This window comes from Streptomyces sp. NPDC042346 (assembly GCF_055581845.1).
The window spans coordinates 86743-103439 of record NZ_JBVJEH010000009.1 but is presented as its reverse complement, the minus strand read 5'-3'; the positions used below and the strand labels follow the sequence as shown (position 1 = coordinate 103439).

At 71.5% G+C, this 16697-nt stretch carries 14 protein-coding genes; 5 read left to right on the top strand and 9 right to left on the bottom strand.

Annotated features, from left to right (window positions below):
• Window positions 1-45: 45 nt before the first annotated feature.
• From ACZ6K0_RS30355 to ACZ6K0_RS30340, 4 genes are all read left to right on the top strand, one after another.
• Window positions 46-732, top strand: a complete 687-nt coding sequence (locus ACZ6K0_RS30355) for a hypothetical protein (RefSeq protein WP_469228296.1) — start codon at window positions 46-48, stop codon at window positions 730-732.
• 59 nt (window positions 733-791) lie between these two features.
• The gene (locus tag ACZ6K0_RS30350; protein ID WP_469228298.1) at window positions 792-1607 is read left to right on the top strand and encodes a DsbA family protein; all 816 of its coding nucleotides are present in this window, start codon (window positions 792-794) and stop codon (window positions 1605-1607) included.
• Window positions 1608-1819: 212 nt separating this feature from the next.
• Window positions 1820-3469, top strand: a complete 1650-nt coding sequence (locus tag ACZ6K0_RS30345; RefSeq protein WP_469228300.1) for an alkaline phosphatase D family protein — start codon at window positions 1820-1822, stop codon at window positions 3467-3469.
• Window positions 3470-3824: 355 nt separating this feature from the next.
• Window positions 3825-4769 carry a zinc metalloprotease gene (locus ACZ6K0_RS30340; RefSeq protein WP_469228302.1) on the top strand — a complete coding sequence of 315 codons (945 nt, stop codon included), beginning with the start codon at window positions 3825-3827 and terminating at the stop codon, window positions 4767-4769.
• Between the two features lie 108 nt (window positions 4770-4877).
• Here the strand turns inward: ACZ6K0_RS30340 and ACZ6K0_RS30335 are convergent, their stop codons facing one another.
• The 6 genes from ACZ6K0_RS30335 to ACZ6K0_RS30310 form a co-directional block, all read right to left on the bottom strand.
• Window positions 4878-5447: a dienelactone hydrolase family protein gene (locus ACZ6K0_RS30335; RefSeq protein ID WP_376395350.1), complete on the bottom strand. Its 570-nt coding sequence runs from the start codon at window positions 5445-5447 to the stop codon at window positions 4878-4880.
• Between the two features lie 30 nt (window positions 5448-5477).
• Window positions 5478-7064, bottom strand: coding sequence for a Na+/H+ antiporter (locus ACZ6K0_RS30330; RefSeq protein ID WP_376395353.1), 1587 nt, complete (start codon window positions 7062-7064; stop codon window positions 5478-5480).
• A 109-nt stretch (window positions 7065-7173) separates the two neighbouring features.
• Complete coding sequence (locus tag ACZ6K0_RS30325; RefSeq protein WP_376395356.1) at window positions 7174-7641, bottom strand: GNAT family N-acetyltransferase; 468 nt, start codon at window positions 7639-7641, stop codon at window positions 7174-7176.
• A complete protein-coding gene (locus ACZ6K0_RS30320; RefSeq protein WP_329624007.1) occupies window positions 7638-8579 on the bottom strand; it encodes an RluA family pseudouridine synthase in 942 nt (313 codons plus the stop codon). Before ACZ6K0_RS30320 ends, ACZ6K0_RS30325 begins: the two co-directional genes overlap by 4 nt.
• A gap of 116 nt (window positions 8580-8695) precedes the next feature.
• Complete coding sequence (lspA, locus tag ACZ6K0_RS30315; protein WP_376395360.1) at window positions 8696-9283, bottom strand: signal peptidase II; 588 nt, start codon at window positions 9281-9283, stop codon at window positions 8696-8698.
• A 67-nt stretch (window positions 9284-9350) separates the two neighbouring features.
• A complete protein-coding gene (locus ACZ6K0_RS30310; RefSeq protein WP_469228305.1) occupies window positions 9351-10205 on the bottom strand; it encodes a TraR/DksA family transcriptional regulator in 855 nt (284 codons plus the stop codon).
• A gap of 553 nt (window positions 10206-10758) precedes the next feature.
• On the opposite strand from ACZ6K0_RS30310, the gene ileS reads away from it, so the two are divergent.
• Window positions 10759-13902, top strand: a complete 3144-nt coding sequence (gene ileS / locus ACZ6K0_RS30305; RefSeq protein ID WP_376395367.1) for an isoleucine--tRNA ligase — start codon at window positions 10759-10761, stop codon at window positions 13900-13902.
• Between the two features lie 573 nt (window positions 13903-14475).
• Here ileS and ACZ6K0_RS30300 read toward each other — a convergent pair.
• The 3 genes from ACZ6K0_RS30300 to ACZ6K0_RS30290 form a co-directional block, all read right to left on the bottom strand.
• Window positions 14476-15594, bottom strand: coding sequence for a DivIVA domain-containing protein (locus tag ACZ6K0_RS30300; RefSeq protein WP_469228307.1), 1119 nt, complete (start codon window positions 15592-15594; stop codon window positions 14476-14478).
• Window positions 15595-15661: 67 nt separating this feature from the next.
• A complete protein-coding gene (locus ACZ6K0_RS30295) occupies window positions 15662-15952 on the bottom strand; it encodes a YggT family protein (RefSeq protein WP_190102598.1) in 291 nt (96 codons plus the stop codon).
• An 80-nt stretch (window positions 15953-16032) separates the two neighbouring features.
• On the bottom strand, window positions 16033-16653 hold the full coding sequence (locus ACZ6K0_RS30290; RefSeq protein WP_024757241.1) for a cell division protein SepF: 621 nt from the start codon (window positions 16651-16653) through the stop codon (window positions 16033-16035).
• Window positions 16654-16697: the final 44 nt, after the last annotated feature.

Below are 16697 nucleotides of genomic sequence, written 5' to 3'. Positions count from 1 at the left end.
GCCTTTAGGGACCTCTTACGGCCCGACATGGGACACTCCACGACGATGGACATGGCAGGGGCGCAGCTGAGGACGCTGCGGGCGGCGTTCTTCACGGCTCTGGTCGTGACGCTGTCCGTGGCGTCCCACGTGCTGCTCTCCGGCGTGCCGCTGCCGCTGGGGACGGTCGTCCCGGTCGCGGCCGCCGTCTTCGCCGTGGCGTACGCGCTGGCCGGCCGCGAGCGCGGCTTCGGCCCGATCGCCGGGCTCCTCGTCCCGCTGGAGCTGGCGGCCGACACCCTCTTCACCAGCGGTCAGGTGGTCTGTTACGGCGCTGCCGGGGGCCCCGTCGCGGGCTCGCTGCGCGCGGTCGGTGTGGAGGTCTTCTGCGGCGGCGCGGTGGGCGCGCCGCTGCCGGGCGTGGCCGCCCCCGAGAGCGGGACCGCGGCCGCCCTGCTCGACTCCCCCGACCCGGCGCTGCCGTGGCTGCTGCTCCTGGCGCATGTCGGCGTCGGGCTCGCGGCGGCGTGCTGGCTGCGCGGCGGGGAGCGGGCGCTCGCCCGGGTCCTCGGCGCGGTGACGGCCTTCGCGTTCCGGCCGCTGCTGCTCGTGGCGGCCTTCTTCCGCGGCGGCGGTACGGCCCCGCGGCGGGCCGCCCGGCCCACCAGCCGGCCCCGGTCCTCCCGTATCCGTCTTCTCGTGCACTCCGTAGGGCGGCGGGGGCCGCCGGTGCCGGGCTTCGCTTTCGTCTGAGCGACGCCGGTACAGCGGTTCCCCCTTGTCTTCCTCTCACCGTCACGGAGATCACGATCATGAGTGCACGCAACAGCCAGAACAACAAGGCCGCCGCCCGCGAGCGGCTGCGCGTCGAGCGCGAGCGCCAGGCGAAGAAGGACCGGGCGCGCCGGCAGCTCGTCGTCGGCGTCTCGGCCGTGGCCGTCCTGGCCGCCGCCGGCGGCATCGGCTACGCGGTCGTGCAGTCCAACAAGCCCACCCAGTGGGAGGCGGCGGCGAAGGCGACGACCGTGACGGCCCCGAAGAACACCTCGGGCACGAACGGCACGACGGTCGTCATCGGCAAGCCGACCGCGAAGAAGACCCTGGAGCTGTACGAGGACTCGCGCTGCCCGGTCTGCGCGACCTTCGAGCAGGGCGTGGGCTCCCGGATCGAGAAGGACGTCGAGTCCGGCAAGTACAAGATCAAGTACGTCGGCGCCACCTTCATCGACGACGGCGTCCCGGGCGAGGGTTCGAAGAACGCCCTCTCGGCCCTGGGCGCGGCGCTGAACGTGAGCCCCGAGGCCTTCCTGAAGTTCAAGTCGGCGCTCTACTCGACGGACTTCCACCCGGAGGAGACCCAGGACAAGTTCGCCAAGGACTCGTACCTCCTGGAGGTCGCGGACTCGGTCCCGGCCCTCAAGAGCAACGCCGAGTTCAAGAAGAACGTCGAGAGCGGCACCTTCGACGCCTGGGCGATGAAGATGTCCGAGGCCTTCGACAAGAGCGGCGTGACGGGTACGCCGACGCTGAAGATGGACGGCAAGCCGGTCACGGCGGCGGGCGCCGATACCCCGCCGATGACGGCCGATCAGTTCAACACGGCGATCGACGCGGCCCTCAAGGGCTGACGCCCTTCACGCGGCTCCCCTGCCGCCCCGCCGCCCGGCCCCGGACCCCTGAGGTCCGGGGCCGGGCGGCGTACGGGGGCGAGCGATGCGCGGGGCCGGGCGACGTACGTAGGCGAGCGGTGTACGGGGCCGGGCGACGTACGGGCGACAAGTCGACGAACTTCCGGGATTCGCCTGCCCAACGGCCCTACCCGTCAGTAATCTGACTGGCCGTGACCAGTCAGTTCATATCTCCTGCCCCCAGCCGCCGCACGGTCGTCAAGGCCGCCGCCGCCACCGCCGTCGCCGCGCCCGCCCTCCTGGGCGCCGCCTCCCCCGCCCTCGCGCACTCCGGGGCCCCCGCCTTCCTCCACGGCGTCGCCTCCGGCGACCCGCTGCCCGACGGCGTCCTCCTCTGGACGCGCGTCACCCCTTCCCCCGAGGCCGTGCCCGGATCCGGGCTCGGCCCGGACGTCACGGTCGGCTGGGAACTCGCCGAGGACCGCGGCTTCAGCCGGATCGCCGCCGCCGGTTCGACCACGGCGAGCGCCTCCGCCGACCACACGGTGAAGGCCGACGTGCGGGGCCTCCGCCCGGCGACCGCCTACTGGTTCCGCTTCACGGCGGGCGACGCCGTCTCGCCGGCCGCCCGCACCCGGACCGCGCCGGCCGCCGACGCCGCCGCCCCCGGGGTGCGCTTCGGCGTGGTCTCCTGCGCGAACTGGGAGTCCGGCCACTTCTCCGCGTACCGCCACCTCGCCGGCCGCGCCGACCTGGACGCCGTCCTCCATCTCGGCGACTACGTCTACGAGTACGCCAGCGGGGCCTACCCGGAGGCGAAGTACGTCGTCCGGCAGCACGAGCCGCGCCACGAGATCGTCTCGCTCGCCGACTACCGCACCCGGCACGGGAAGTACAAGACGGACCCCGACCTCCAGGCGCTGCACGCCGCCCACCCGGTGATCGCGATCTGGGACGACCACGAGTTCGCCAACGACGCCTGGGCGGGCGGGGCCGAGAACCACACCCCCGGCGCCGAGGGCGAGTGGGCGGCCCGCGTGGCCGCCGCGAAGCAGGCGTACTTCGAGTGGATGCCGGTCCGCGCCTCCACCGAGGGCACGGTCTTCCGGCGGCTGCGCTTCGGCAGGCTGGCCGATCTCCACCTGCTCGACCTGCGCACCTTCCGCTCCGCCCCGGCGAAGACGGGCAGCGGCACGGTCGACGACCCGGAGCGGTCGATCACCGGCCGCGCCCAACTGGACTGGCTCAAGGCGGGTCTCGCCGGCTCGGACGCGACCTGGCAGCTGGTCGGGACGTCGGTGATGATCTCGCCGGTCGCGTTCGGCGCCCTGCCCGCCCACCTCCTGGAGCCGCTCGCCGAGCTGATGGGCCTGCCGAAGGAGGGGCTCGCGGTCAACGTCGACCAGTGGGACGGCTTCACCGACGACCGCAGGGAACTGATCGCGCACCTGACCTCGCGGGCGATCCGGAACACGGTCTTCCTGACCGGCGACATCCACATGGCCTGGGCCAACGACGTGCCGGTGAAGGCCGCGACGTACCCGCTGTCGGCCTCGGCGGCCACCGAGTTCGTCGTCACCTCGGTGACCTCGGACAACCTCGACGACCTGCTGCACGTGGCCCCGGGGACCGTCTCGGTCGTCGCCGCCGGCGCCGTGAAGGCCGCCAACCGCCATGTGAAGTGGGTGGACATGGACCACCACGGCTACGGCGTGCTCGACGTGACCTCCGAGCACTCGCAGATGGACTACTACACGGTCTCCGACAAGACGGACCCGGCCGCGACGACCGCCTGGGCGCGCTCGTACCGGACGAAGAACGGAACCCAGCGTGTCGAGCGGGTGTACCAGCCGGTTCGCTGACGGGTCGTAACAGCGATTTTCAGCCATGATCTCTTCTGTTAACGGGAGATCACATCGCTACGGCGGGTGGCGAGTTTTAGAGATCGAATCCGGACACACCACCCGCCTCCGTCACCTCATCCATTACGTCGAGGTCTCAAACTCCGGAATCGGCGCAAGATTTTCTTCCCGATGGACCGAATTGCCCCATGAATGATTGGGCTTGATCACTCCTCAACAGTGTCTGACATGGACGCGTAATCTCCGGGCCGTGGCGAGGAAGTTCCTCCCCCACCACCCCCCACGAGGAGTCACCGTGCGTGCTCTTGCCCGTATATCGCCCCGTATGTCACGTCGTATTCTCGGTACCGCCGTCATGGCCGGAACCTTGGCTCTGGCTCCGCTTTCCGCCCCCGTCGCCACCGGTGCGTCCACTGCCACCCTGGCCGGTTCCTCCGCCGAGGAGTGTGCGGACGACGCCGGCGTCTCCAGCGCCCGCAAGGCGCGCGGTGCCGACAGCCACGCCGCCGAGCCCAACGAGGTCACGGCCGCCAAGGCGAAGGCCATGGACGACGACCTGAAGAAGAAGCTGGCCGCGGCCGGCGCCGCGGGGCGCCTCAGCGCCACCGCGGGCGCCGCCGCCGTGGTCAACATCCCCGTCTACTTCCACGTCGTCCACAGCGGCACGACGGGCAAGCTCTCCGCCACCGCCATCAACGACCAGATGAACGTCCTGAACGCGGCCTACGCGGGCCAGGGCACCGGCAATGTGAACACCAACTTCCAGTTCACGCTGGCCGGTACCGACTACACGGACAACGCCACCTGGTACAACCTGACCTCCGGCTCCACCGCCGAGAAGCAGATGAAGCAGACCCTCCGCAAGGGCGGCGCCGGCGCGCTGAACTTCTACACCGCCAACCTGGGCGGCGGCCTCCTCGGCTGGGCGACCTTCCCGTCCTCGTACGCCTCGAACCCGTCCATGGACGGTGTCGTCGTCCTCGACGCCTCCCTCCCGGGCGGCTCCGCGGCCAACTACAACGAGGGCGACACCGCGACCCACGAGGTCGGCCACTGGATGGGCCTCTACCACACCTTCCAGGGCGGCTGCACCGGCGCCGGCGACTCCGTGGCCGACACCCCGGCCGAGAAGTCCCCGGCCTACGAGTGCCCGACCGGCCGTGACTCCTGCGCCTCCAAGGCCGGCGTGGACCCGATCCACAACTTCATGGACTACACGTACGACGCGTGCATGTACCAGTTCACTTCCGGCCAGGTGACCCGCATGGGCCAGTTCTGGACCTCGTACCGCGCGGGCTGACCCACCCCGCAGACAGACCGAGGGCGCGACAGGAGGAGACTCCCGTCGCGCCCTCGGGCGTGCGTACCGGCGACCGCTACGACCGCGCTGACCGCTGACCGCTGACCGCTACAGGCTGTCGAGGAAGGACAGCGCCACCGACCAGGTCCGCTCGGCCGCCTCCGCGTCCCAGTCGGGCAGCTCCGGGTCCGTGTACACGTGCCCCGCGCCCCGGTAGCGGTAGATCTCCACGTCCGCCCCGGCCTTGCGCATCTGGAGGTACCAGGCGGACAGCCAGTCGTCCGTCTCGAAGGGGTCGGGCTCCGCCACGTGCAGCTGTACGGGGAGCTCGTCCACCGACACGTTGGGCGCGAGGTCCGAGGTGCCGTGGAGCAGCAGCAGCCCGCGCGCCTTCTCGTCGCCGAGGGCCAGGGTCTGGGCGACCGAGGCGCCGAAGGAGAAGCCCGCGTAGACCAGACCGCGTTCGGAGTACGGGGCGGCGGCGAGGATCGCGCGCTTCAGCAGCTCGTCCTTGCCGATCTCGTCCCGCTTCGCCATGCCCTCCTCCACCGACTCGGTGGTCCAGCCGTCGAAGAGGTCCGGCACCCACACCCGGTGGCCGGCGGCCCGCAGCCGCTCGGCCGCGTCCTCGACGGCCGGGCGCAGTCCGTGGACCGAGTGGAAAAGCATGATGTCCATGCGGGCCATCCTGCCACCCGCCACCGACAGTCACCGCATGCTGCGCACGTCCAGCTGCCGCAGCACCCGGTCCACCACCTCCGGGTCGGCCCCCGGCTCGCTGCGCGCCGCCAGGACCTCGTGCCGGGCGGCGGACATCAGCTCCCGCTGGATCCGCTGCACCGCCTTGAGCCGGTCCGTCCGCGCGGCGAAGGCGGCCCGCCGCTCCTCGTCGACCATGTCCGGACTGATCCGGGCGCCGATGTCGTACGCGCCGCGCAGCAGCCGCTCCTGGACGTCCTCGGGCAGCTCCTCGACCTCCTCGATCTCCTTCAGCCTGCGCCGGGCGGCCTTCGCCGCCCGGATCGCGAGGTCGCGCTCAAGCACCCGCTCGGCGTCCGTGTCGGCCTGTACGCCGAGCCGTTTGACCAGCCACGGCAGGGTCAGCCCCTGGAGGACGAGGGTGGCCATGATCACGCAGAAGGCGATGAAGACGAGTTCGTCGCGGCCGGGGAAGGGCGAACCGTCGTCGGTACGCAGCGGGATGGCGAGGGCGAGGGCCACCGAGGCCACCCCGCGCATGCCGGACCACCACATGACGATGGTCTCGCGCCAGCTCGTCGGGATCTCCTCGTCGACGTCCCGGCGCGTGTGCATGCGCTTCGCCAGCCAGGTGGCGGGCAGCAGCCACAGCAGCCGGACCCCGACGACCACCCCGACCACGGCGGCCCCCCAGCCGAGCATCTCCCAGCCGTGCCCCTCGGCCACGCCGAACACGTGAATGAGCTCCAGGCCGATGAGGCCGAAGGCGATGCCGGTGACGAGGGTGTCGACGATCTGCCAGAAGGTCTGCCCGGCCAGCCGGCCCATCACGTCGTCGGCGTCGACGGCGTGTTCGGCGAGGAAGAGCGCGGTGATGAGGACGGAGAGGACGCCGGAGCCGTGCAGTTCCTCGGCGAGGACGTAGCTCACGAACGGTACGAGGAGGGTCAGCCCGGTCTGGAGCGTGACGTCCCCGAGGAAGCCGATCAGCTTGTTGGAGAGCCAGCCGAGCCCCATGCCGACGGCGACGGCGACCACGGCCGAGAGCACGAGCTCGCCGATCGCCTCGGGCCAGGAGAAGGAGCCGCTGACGACGGCGCTGATGGCCACGTGGTAGAGCACGATGGCGGTGACGTCGTTGAACAGCCCCTCGCCCTCCAGGATCGAGACCAGGCGGCGGGGCAGGCCGAGCGACCCGGCGACGGCGGTGGCCGCGACCGGGTCGGGCGGGGCGACGAGCGCGCCGAGCGCGAGGGCGGCGGCCAGCGGGATGCCGGGCACGAGCGCGTCGGCGACGGCTCCGACGGCGGCCGTGGTCACGAAGACGAGGGCGACGGCGAGCAGGAAGATGGGCCGCTTGTTGGCCCAGAACTGCCGCCAGGACGTCCGCTGCACGGAGGCGTACAGGAGGGGCGGCAGCACCAGCGGGAGGATCAGCTCCGGCGGGATGTCGACGTTCGGGATGAACGGCAGGACGGCCAGCACGATCCCGACGAGGGTCATCAGGACGGGCGCGGGCAGTCCGAGCCGCTCACCGAGGGGGACGGTGAGCAGGGCGCCGAGGAGCAGCAGGAAGAGCAGGGCCAATTGATCCACGGGCCCACCCTGCCACGAACGTCCGCTTTGACCGCGATGCCCCCCTCAGGGCGGCAGACAGGAAATATGCCCGGCCGGTCCCCTGCCGGGGACTCCGCCGGGGGTCCGCCTACAGGGCCCTTCGCATGGCCCGGTGCGGCATGCCGGCGTCCGCGAACTCCGGCCCGTACGCCTCGTAGCCGAGCCGCTCGTAGAAGCCCAGCGCGTGGGTCTGCGCGTGGAGGTCGACGGCGGCGAGACCGCGCTCGCGCGCCGCGTCCTCGATGGCCCGCACGACCGCCGCGCCGATGCCGAGGCCACGGGCCGCCTTGCCGACCGCGAGCCGGCCGAGCGAGCCCACCGAGGCGTCGCCACCGGTCCTGTCGAGGGCGTCCGCCCCGTGCAGGAGCCGTCCGGTGCCCAGCGGCAGCCCGTCCGCGCGCACGGCGAGGACGTGGACGGCGGTCGTGTCGTACGGGTCGTACTCCAGCTCCTGCGGGACGCCCTGCTCCTCGACGAAGACCTCGCGGCGCACCGCGAAGCAGGCCTCCCGGTCGTCGGGGCCGATCGCCTCGCGGACGGTGTACTCGGCGGTCACTGGCTCTCCGACGCGATCCGGTCAAGGGCCTTCTGGAGGTCCTCGGGGTAGGTGCTGGCGAACTCGACCCACGAGCCGTCGCCCGGGTGCTCGAAGCCGAGGCGGACGGCGTGCAGCCACTGCCGCGTCAGGCCGAGGCGCTTGGCGAGCGTCGGGTCGGCGCCGTAGGTGAGGTCGCCGACGCAGGGGTGGCGGTGGGCGGACATGTGCACGCGGATCTGGTGGGTGCGGCCCGTCTCCAGCTTGATGTCGAGCAGCGAGGCCGACCGGTACGCCTCGATGAGGTCGTAGTGCGTGACGGAGGGCTTGCCCTCGGCGGTGATCGCCCACTTGTAGTCGTGGTTCGGGTGCCGGCCGATCGGCGCGTCGATGGTGCCGCTCATCGGGTCGGGGTGGCCCTGGACGAGCGCGTTGTAGCGCTTGTCGACCACGCGCTCCTTGAACTGGCGCTTGAGCGAGGTGTACGCGTACTCGGACTTGGCGACCACCATCAGACCGGAGGTGCCGACGTCGAGGCGGTGCACGATGCCCTGGCGCTCGGCGGCGCCGGAGGTGGAGATGCGGTACCCGGCGGCGGCGAGGCCGCCGATGACGGTGGTGCCGGTCCAGCCGGGGCTGGGGTGCGCGGCGACGCCGACCGGCTTCATGATCACGACGATGTCGTCGTCGTCATGGATGATCTCCATGCCCTCGACGGGCTCGGCGACGATCTGCACGGGCGCGGGCGCCCCGGGCATCTCGACCTCGAGCCACGCGCCGCCGCTCACCCGCTCGGACTTGCCGACGACGGAGCCGTCGACCTGGACCTTCCCTGCGGCGGCCAGCTCGGCCGCCTTCGTACGGGAGAACCCGAACATACGGGCGATGGCGGCGTCGACGCGCTCGCCCTCCAGGCCATCGGGAACGGGCAGCGTGCGGATCTCGGGACTCGTACTCACCCGTCGAGTATGCCTTGCGCGGGAGGTGATCCGCCCCGGCCCGGTTCCCGCGGGGCCCTTGCCCACTCCCCGCCCGGTCCCGCCGGGCCCTCGCCCCGTCCTCGCCCCGCCCCCGCTCAGTCCTTGTGGACGGTGCCGTCGGGGTCGATGCCCCGGAACGACAGGAACACGATGAGGATGCCGCCGCAGACGATCGCCGAGTCGGCGAGGTTGAAGACGGCGAAGTGCGCGGGGGCGATGAAGTCCACGACCGCGCCCTCGAAGACGCCGGGCGAGCGGAAGATCCGGTCCGTGAGGTTGCCGAGCGCACCGCCCAGCAGCAGACCGAGGGCGATGGCCCAGGGCAGGCTGTAGAGCTTCCGCGCCAGCCGGAAGATCACGACGATCACGGCCGCCGCGATGCAGGTGAAGACGATCGTGAAGGCCTCGCCCATGCCGAAGGCGGCGCCCGGGTTCCGGATGGCGTCGAGGCGCAGCAGATCGCCGATCAGCGGGATCGCCTCGCGGCCCTCCAGCTTGGCGACCACCAGCATCTTGCTGCCCAGGTCGAGCAGGTAGGCCAGCACGGCCACCACGAGCAGCGCGATGATCCTGCGCCTGCCCTTGGGCCGCTCCTCGGGAGCGGCCGTGCCGTCGTCGGAGGCGGCCGACTCCTCGGCCCCTGCTGAATCCGGCGTACCGATGATGCGCTCCGCCTCTGCCACGTGAGTGAGTCCCTCGACCTCGATGCCTGACCGTGCCCCGAGGGTACGGCACAGGCGTACGAGACCGTCAGCCGCGCCGCTCCTGTCGCTGCTTGTCCTCGACGCAGAGCGTGGCCCGGGGGAAGGCCTGCATCCGCGCCTTGCCGATCGGCTTGCCGCACACCTCGCAGAGGCCGTACGTGCCCGCGTCGAGCCGCTCCAGGGCGTGCTCGGTCTGCTCCAGCATCTCCCGGGCGTTGGCGGCGAGGGCGAGCTCGTGCTCGCGGGTGATGTTCTTGGTGCCGGTGTCGGCCTGGTCGTCGCCCGCGCCGTCGCCCGAGTCCCGCATGAGGCCGGTGAGCTCCTCCTGCGAGTGGACGAGCTCACTGCGCAGCCGCAGGACCTCCGCCTGGAGCGAGCTGCGGGCCTCGTCGACCTCCTCCGGCGTCCACGGGTCCTCGCCGGGGCGCACCGCGAGCTCGCCGGTACGGGCCGGGGGCACCGCGGCCTCGTCCTCCGCTGTCGTCACGCCACCCGCGGTCTTCTTCGCTGCCACCGTCCTGGCTCCTGTCTGCTTCTTCGCGGCGGTCGCCTTCCTGGCGGCCGTCTTCTTCGCCGCGGCCTTCTTGGCCGGGGCGTGCGCGGCGGGGGTCCCGTCTGGGGTCTCCGCGACCTCGGCGGTATCGGCGGTATCGGCAGCCGTGCCGGCTGTCTTGCGGGCAGGGGCCGCCGTACCCGCCTTCTTCGCCGCGGCCTTCTTGGCAACCGTCTTCCTGGCGACCGTCTTCCCGCCGACCGCCTCCTTGCCGACCGCCTTCTTCGCGACCGCCGGCTTCTTCGCGACCGCCGACTTCTTCCCGGCCACGTCCTTGCCGTCCAGGGCCGCCGCACCGGTGGAATCGGCGGTCGAGGACTTCTTCGCGGCGGTCTTCTTCGCCACCATGTCGCGGCCCCTTCACATTTTGTGATCTTGCTCGCGAATCGTGCTGGGACGATAAATCGGCCCAGGGCCCGCGGCAACGGGGCACGCCGCCGTTCCCACCCGCCCCCGCTCCCCACGGGGCGGGCCTGCCTCCGTTGTGCCCAGCTCCCCACCGGGTTATCCGCCCCGCCTCTCCCCCACATGGCCGCAACGGAACTCCACCCCGCTTCGTATGGCCATTCGGGTGGCCCTCCGGGGCTCCGGAAATCGGGTCGGCCACCCCCCGCTCCGCCCCGTACACTGGGCGGAGCGAAAGGCTTGGATGGGGACGAGTAGCGTCGTACGCAGCCATGAGCGACCCGGGGACGGTGAGAGCCCGGGGGCCCGCCCGATGTGAAGCATCACCCCGGAGCCGTCGGAAGAAAGCCGCACGAGAGCGCGGTGACTAGACCCGGCGTCGCGACCCCAATGAGGGGGCTCAGGGCGTACGTGCCCGGGGCCAAGGAGGGTGGTACCGCGGGAGCAGCGCTCTCGTCCCTCCGACGGAATGACGACAGTCCGCCGGAGGAACTCGATGACACCGCCGCAGTACCGCCAGGTACCCGCCCAGGTCGACCTGCCCGCGCTGGAGCACGACGTGCTCGGTTTCTGGCGTGACAGCAAGGTCTTCGCGAAGACCCTTGAGCAGTCCGAGGGACGCCCCGAGTGGGTGTTCTACGAGGGCCCGCCCACCGCGAACGGCATGCCCGGCGCGCACCACATCGAGGCCCGCGTCTTCAAGGACGTCTTCCCCCGCTTCCGGACCATGCGCGGCTACCACGTGGCCCGCAAGGCCGGCTGGGACTGCCACGGCCTGCCGGTCGAGCTCGCCGTCGAGAAGGAGCTCGGCTTCTCCGGCAAGAAGGACATCGAGGCGTACGGCATCGCCGAGTTCAACGCCAAGTGCCGCGAGTCCGTGACCCGGCACACCGACGCCTTCGCCGAGCTGACGACCCGCATGGGCTACTGGGTCGACCTCGACGACGCGTACCGGACCATGGACCCCGCGTACATCGAGTCGGTCTGGTGGTCGCTGAAGCAGATCTTCGAGAAGGACCTGCTGGTCCAGGACCACCGGGTCGCCCCCTGGTGCCCGCGCTGCGGCACCGGCCTCTCCGACCACGAGCTGGCGCAGGGCTACGAGACGGTCGTCGACCCGTCCGTCTACGTCCGCTTCCCGCTGACCTCCGGCCCGCTGGCGGGCAAGGCGGCGCTCCTCGTCTGGACGACGACCCCGTGGACCCTGGTGTCCAACACGGCGGTCGCCGCGCACCCCGAGGTCACGTACGTCGTCGCGACCGACGGCGACGAGCGGGTCGTCGTCGCCGAGCCGCTGCTCGACAAGGCGCTCGGCGAGGGCTGGGTGACCACCGGCGAGTCCTTCACGGGCGCCGAGATGGAGCGCTGGACCTACCAGCGCCCCTTCGAGCTGGTCGCCTTCGACGCCCCGGCGCACTACGTCGTCAACGCCGACTACGTGACGACCGAGGACGGTACGGGTCTGGTCCACCAGTCCCCCGCCTTCGGTGAGGACGACCTCAAGGTCTGCAAGGCCTACGGCCTGCCGGTCGTGAACCCGGTCCGCCCCGACGGCACCTTCGAGGAGGACGTCCCGCTGGTCGGCGGCGTCTTCTTCAAGAAGGCCGACGAGGCGCTCACCGCCGATCTGGACGCGCGCGGCCTGCTCTTCCGCCACATCCCGTACGAGCACAGCTACCCGCACTGCTGGCGCTGCCACACGGCCCTGCTCTACTACGCGCAGCCGTCCTGGTACATCCGTACGACCGCGGTCAAGGACCGCATGCTCGAAGAGAACGAGAAGACCAACTGGTTCCCGGACTCGGTCAAGCACGGCCGCTTCGGCGACTGGCTGACCAACAACGTCGACTGGGCGCTGTCCCGGAACCGTTACTGGGGCACGCCGCTGCCGATCTGGCGCTGCGAGGACGACCACCTCACCTGCGTCGGCTCCCGCGCCGAGCTCACCGAGCTGACGGGCACCGACCAGTCGGAGCTCGACCCGCACCGCCCGTACATCGACGCGGTCACGTTCTCCTGCCCGACCGAGGGCTGCGGGAAGACGTCGACCCGCGTGCCGGAGGTCATCGACGCCTGGTACGACTCGGGCTCGATGCCGTTCGCGCAGTACGGCTACCCGTACGAGAACAAGGAACTCTTCGAGTCCCGCTACCCGGCGCAGTTCATCTCCGAGGCCATCGACCAGACGCGGGGCTGGTTCTACACGCTGATGGCCGTCGGCACCCTGGTCTTCGACAAGTCGTCGTACGAGAACGTGGTCTGCCTGGGCCACATCCTCGCCGAGGACGGCCGGAAGATGTCCAAGCACCTGGGGAACATCCTCCAGCCGATCCCGCTGATGGACCAGCACGGCGCCGACGCGGTCCGCTGGTTCATGGCGGCCGGCGGCTCGCCGTGGGCGGCCCGCCGCGTGGGCCACGGCACGATCCAGGAGGTCGTCCGCAAGACCCTCCTCACCTACTGGAACACGGTCGCCTTCCAGGCGCTGTACGCCCGGACGTCCGGCTGGGCGCCGAGCGCCGCGGACCCGGCCCCGGCCGACCGCACGGTCCTGGACCGCTGGCTCCTGTCCGAGCTGAACACGCTCGTCGCCGAGGTCACCGAGGCGATGGAGTCGTACGACACCCAGCGCACCGGCAAGCTGATCTCGTCCTTCGTCGACGACCTCTCCAACTGGTACGTGCGCCGCTCGCGCCGCCGGTTCTGGCAGGGCGACGCCGCCGCGCTCCGCACCCTCCACGACGTGATCGAGACGGTCACGCGCCTGATGGCCCCGCTGACCCCGTTCATCACGGAGCGGGTCTGGCAGGACCTCGTGGTCCCGGTGACCCCGGACGCCCCGGAGTCGGTCCACCTCGCCGGCTGGCCGGAGGCGGACACCGCGCAGATCGACAAGACCCTCTCCGAGCAGATGCTCCTGGTCCGCCGCCTGGTGGAGCTGGGCCGGGCGACGCGCGCCGAGTCGGGCGTGAAGACCCGCCAGCCGCTCTCGCGCGCGCTGGTGGCGGCGACGGGCTTCGCCGCCCTCTCCCCCGCCCTCCAGGCCCAGATCACGGAGGAGCTGAACGTCTCCTCCCTCGCCTCCCTCTCGGAGGTCGGCGGCTCGCTCGTCGACACCACCGCCAAGGCGAACTTCCGCGCCCTGGGCAAGCGCTTCGGCAAGGGCGTCCAGGACGTGGCGAAGGCGGTGGCCGCGGCCGACGCGGCGGCCCTCTCCCTGGCCCTCCGCTCCGGCGAGGCGACGCTCTCGGTGAACGGCGAGGAGATCACGGTCACTCCCGACGAGGTCATCATCACGGAGACCCCGCGGGAGGGCTGGTCGGTCGCCTCCGACTCCGGCGCCACGGTCGCCCTCGACCTGGAGATCACCCCGGAGCTCCGCAAGGCGGGCCTGGCCCGCGACGCGATCCGCCTGATCCAGGAGGCCCGCAAGAACAGCGGCCTGGACGTCGCGGACCGGATCGCCCTGCGCTGGACGTCCACGTCCCCGGAGACGACGGAGGCCCTCACGGCCCACGCCGCGCTCATCTCGGACGAGGTCCTCGCGACGGACCACGCCGAAGGCGAAGCGGACGACACCTACGGCACCCCGTTCACGGACGACTCCCTCGCCCTGACGTTCCGCCTCCGCAAGGCGTAAGCCCCGCGGAAAGGCCCGGCACCCCGGTGGGGGTGCCGGGCCTTTCGCGTTCCCCCACCCCGCCCCTTCCCGGCAGCGTCCCTTGGCGGCTCCGCCGCGGGCTGCCGGGGGCTGGTGGGGGCCGGCGGGGCGAAGCCGCGGCGGTGCTGAGGCCAGGGGCTTGCGGCGCGAAGCCGCCACAGTGCCGGGAGCGCGGGGCGGCGGCGCGAAGCTGCCACAGTGCCGGGAGCGCGGGGCGGTGGCGCGAAGCCGCCGCGGCGCTGGGAGCCCGGGGCGGCGCGAAGCTGCCGCTGCCCCCGGGGCCTCCCCGGGGTCCGGGGCGGAGCCCCGGTTTCGGGAAGGGGCGGGGTGGGGGAAGGCCCGCCGCAGGCGCCCCCCGACCACCCACCCGCACCACCGGCGACCACCCGCACCACCCCCTGGCCCTGGCCCTCGCTCCCGCCCCGGGGGGGCCGGGTCCGGGCGGGTCCCGGTGGGGTCCGGGTACGGCGAAGGGCCGGGACCCGGTGTTACCCGGATCCCGGCCCTTGCAGCCTGCCGACGGCTACGCGCTCATCGCGCGACCGCCCGCCGTCAGTTGTCGTCCTCGTCGATCAGGAAGCCCCGCATCGGCGCCGGCGCCTGCTGCATCGGCTGGGGAGCCTGCGGCCGGACCGGAGCCATCGGCTGGGTCATCGCCGGGGACATCTGCTGCTGGCCACCGTAGGAGGGGGCGCCACCCATGGACGGCGCACCGCCCATCGCGCCGTTGCCACCGTAGGACGGGGCGCTCGCGCCGGCCGAGGCCATCGAGGGCGCCGGCGGCAGCGAGGCCGTCGCCGGGGTCCGCGGCGGCGCCAGCGAGTCGTCGGCCTGGGTCTCCAGCTGACGCAGCTGCGACTCCAGGTACGACTTCAGACGCGTGCGGTACTCGCGCTCGAAGCCGCGCAGGTCCTCGACCTTGCGCTCCAGCGTCGCGCGAGCGGACTCCAGGGAGCCCATCGCGACGCGGTGCTTCTCCTGGGCGTCCCGCTCAAGAGCGTCCGCCTTGGCGCGGGCGTCCCGCTCCAGGCCCTCGGCGCGGGAGCGCGCCTCGCCGACGATCTTGTTGGCCTCGGAGCGGGCCTCGGCGATCGCCTGGTCGGCGGTCTGCTGGGCCAGCGAGAGGACACGCGCGGCACTGTCGCCACCCGGGGCCTGCGGAGGCTGCTGCTGCATCTGCTGCTGCTGCATCTGCTGCTGCTGCGGGTGACCCATGGGGCCGCCCTGCATCGGGCCGGGACCCATCGGGCCGCCCTGCATGGGGCCACCCTGCATCGGGCCGGGGCCCATGGGGCCACCCTGCATCGGGCCGCCCTGCATGGGGCCGGCGGGAAGCGCGGGGGCACCGGAAGGCAGCTGCGGCGGGCCCATCTGCGGCGGCTGCTGCTGGACCGGCGGTCCGGATATGGCCGCGGGCACAGGCGCGCCGGGACCGACGGGACGATCCTGCGGCTCCGGGGGCTTCCGCATGCCCTGCTGCTGCTGGTTCTGCGCGGCGGCACGCGTCGCGGCGGCCAGCTTGGCGCGCAGGTCCTCGTTCTCGCGGAGCAGGCGGGTCAGCTCGGCCTCGACCTCGTCGAGGAAGGCATCGACCTCGTCCTCGTCATAGCCTTCTCGAAGGCGGACGGTCGTGAACTGCTTGTTCCGCACGTCCTCGGGGGTCAGCGGCATCTCTTCTTCACCTCTACGTAGTCGTCGGCAGTCGGCAAGACCGTATCGTCCACAGTTCTCTCCACCATCACCTCGCGAAGCTGCTCACGACGGAGATCAGGATGTAAACGATGATCATCAGAACGAAGAAGGACAGGTCGAGTGCCACGCCCCCGAGACGCAGCGGCGGGATGAGTCGCCGCAGAAGCTTGAGCGGTGGATCGGTGACAGTGTAGGTGGCCTCCAGAACGACCACCATCGCCTTACCGGGTTGCCATGAACGCGCGAACTGGAAGACGTAGTCCATGACCAGCCGGACGATCAGGAGGACGAGGAAGCACATCAGCACGATGTAGACCACCTGTAGTGCGACGCCCATCCCGCGTTTCCCTCTCCCCTGGCTTACGTGCTCTCACTTGCCCGGCCGCGTCGCGACCGGTCCGTCCGGTTCCGTTGTTCTCAGCTCTGGTTGAAGAATCCGCCCTCAGCGATCCGGGCCTTGTCCTCCGCCGTGACATCGACGTTAGCAGGCGACAACAGGAACACCTTCTGCGTCACGCGCTCAATGCTGCCATGGAGCCCGAAGACGAGTCCGGCGGCAAAGTCGACAAGTCGCTTCGCGTCCGTGTCGTCCATCTCCGTGAGATTCATGATCACCGGGGTGCCCTCACGGAAGTGTTCCCCGATGGTACGGGCCTCGTTGTAGGTCCGGGGGTGCAGCGTGGTGATGCGGTAGGGCTCCCGCTCGGACACGACCTTGGGCATGATCACCGGTGCGTTCTTCTCCAGGCTCGGGCGTTCGGGTGTGATGGATGCCACGGGGGCAATTCGGGCCGGACGTCCACTTTCGGCGAGTACCGGGACAGAATGGGCAATCGGTTCCCGGGGTGCCGGAGGCTGCACCACGCGCACCGGCTCCTCGCGCTCCACCTGCCGCGGAGGCGTGTGGCGCCGTTCGCGCTCGGGCTCCGGCTCCAGCTCGGGTTCGAAGTCGTCGTCGGGGTCGAAGCCCCGGCCGTCGTACCCATCGTCCTCCACGAGGCCGAGGTAGACCGCCATCTTGCGCATCGCGCCGGCCATTCTCTGAGTCCTCCGCTCTGTGGTGGATCGCCATACCGGCCGAT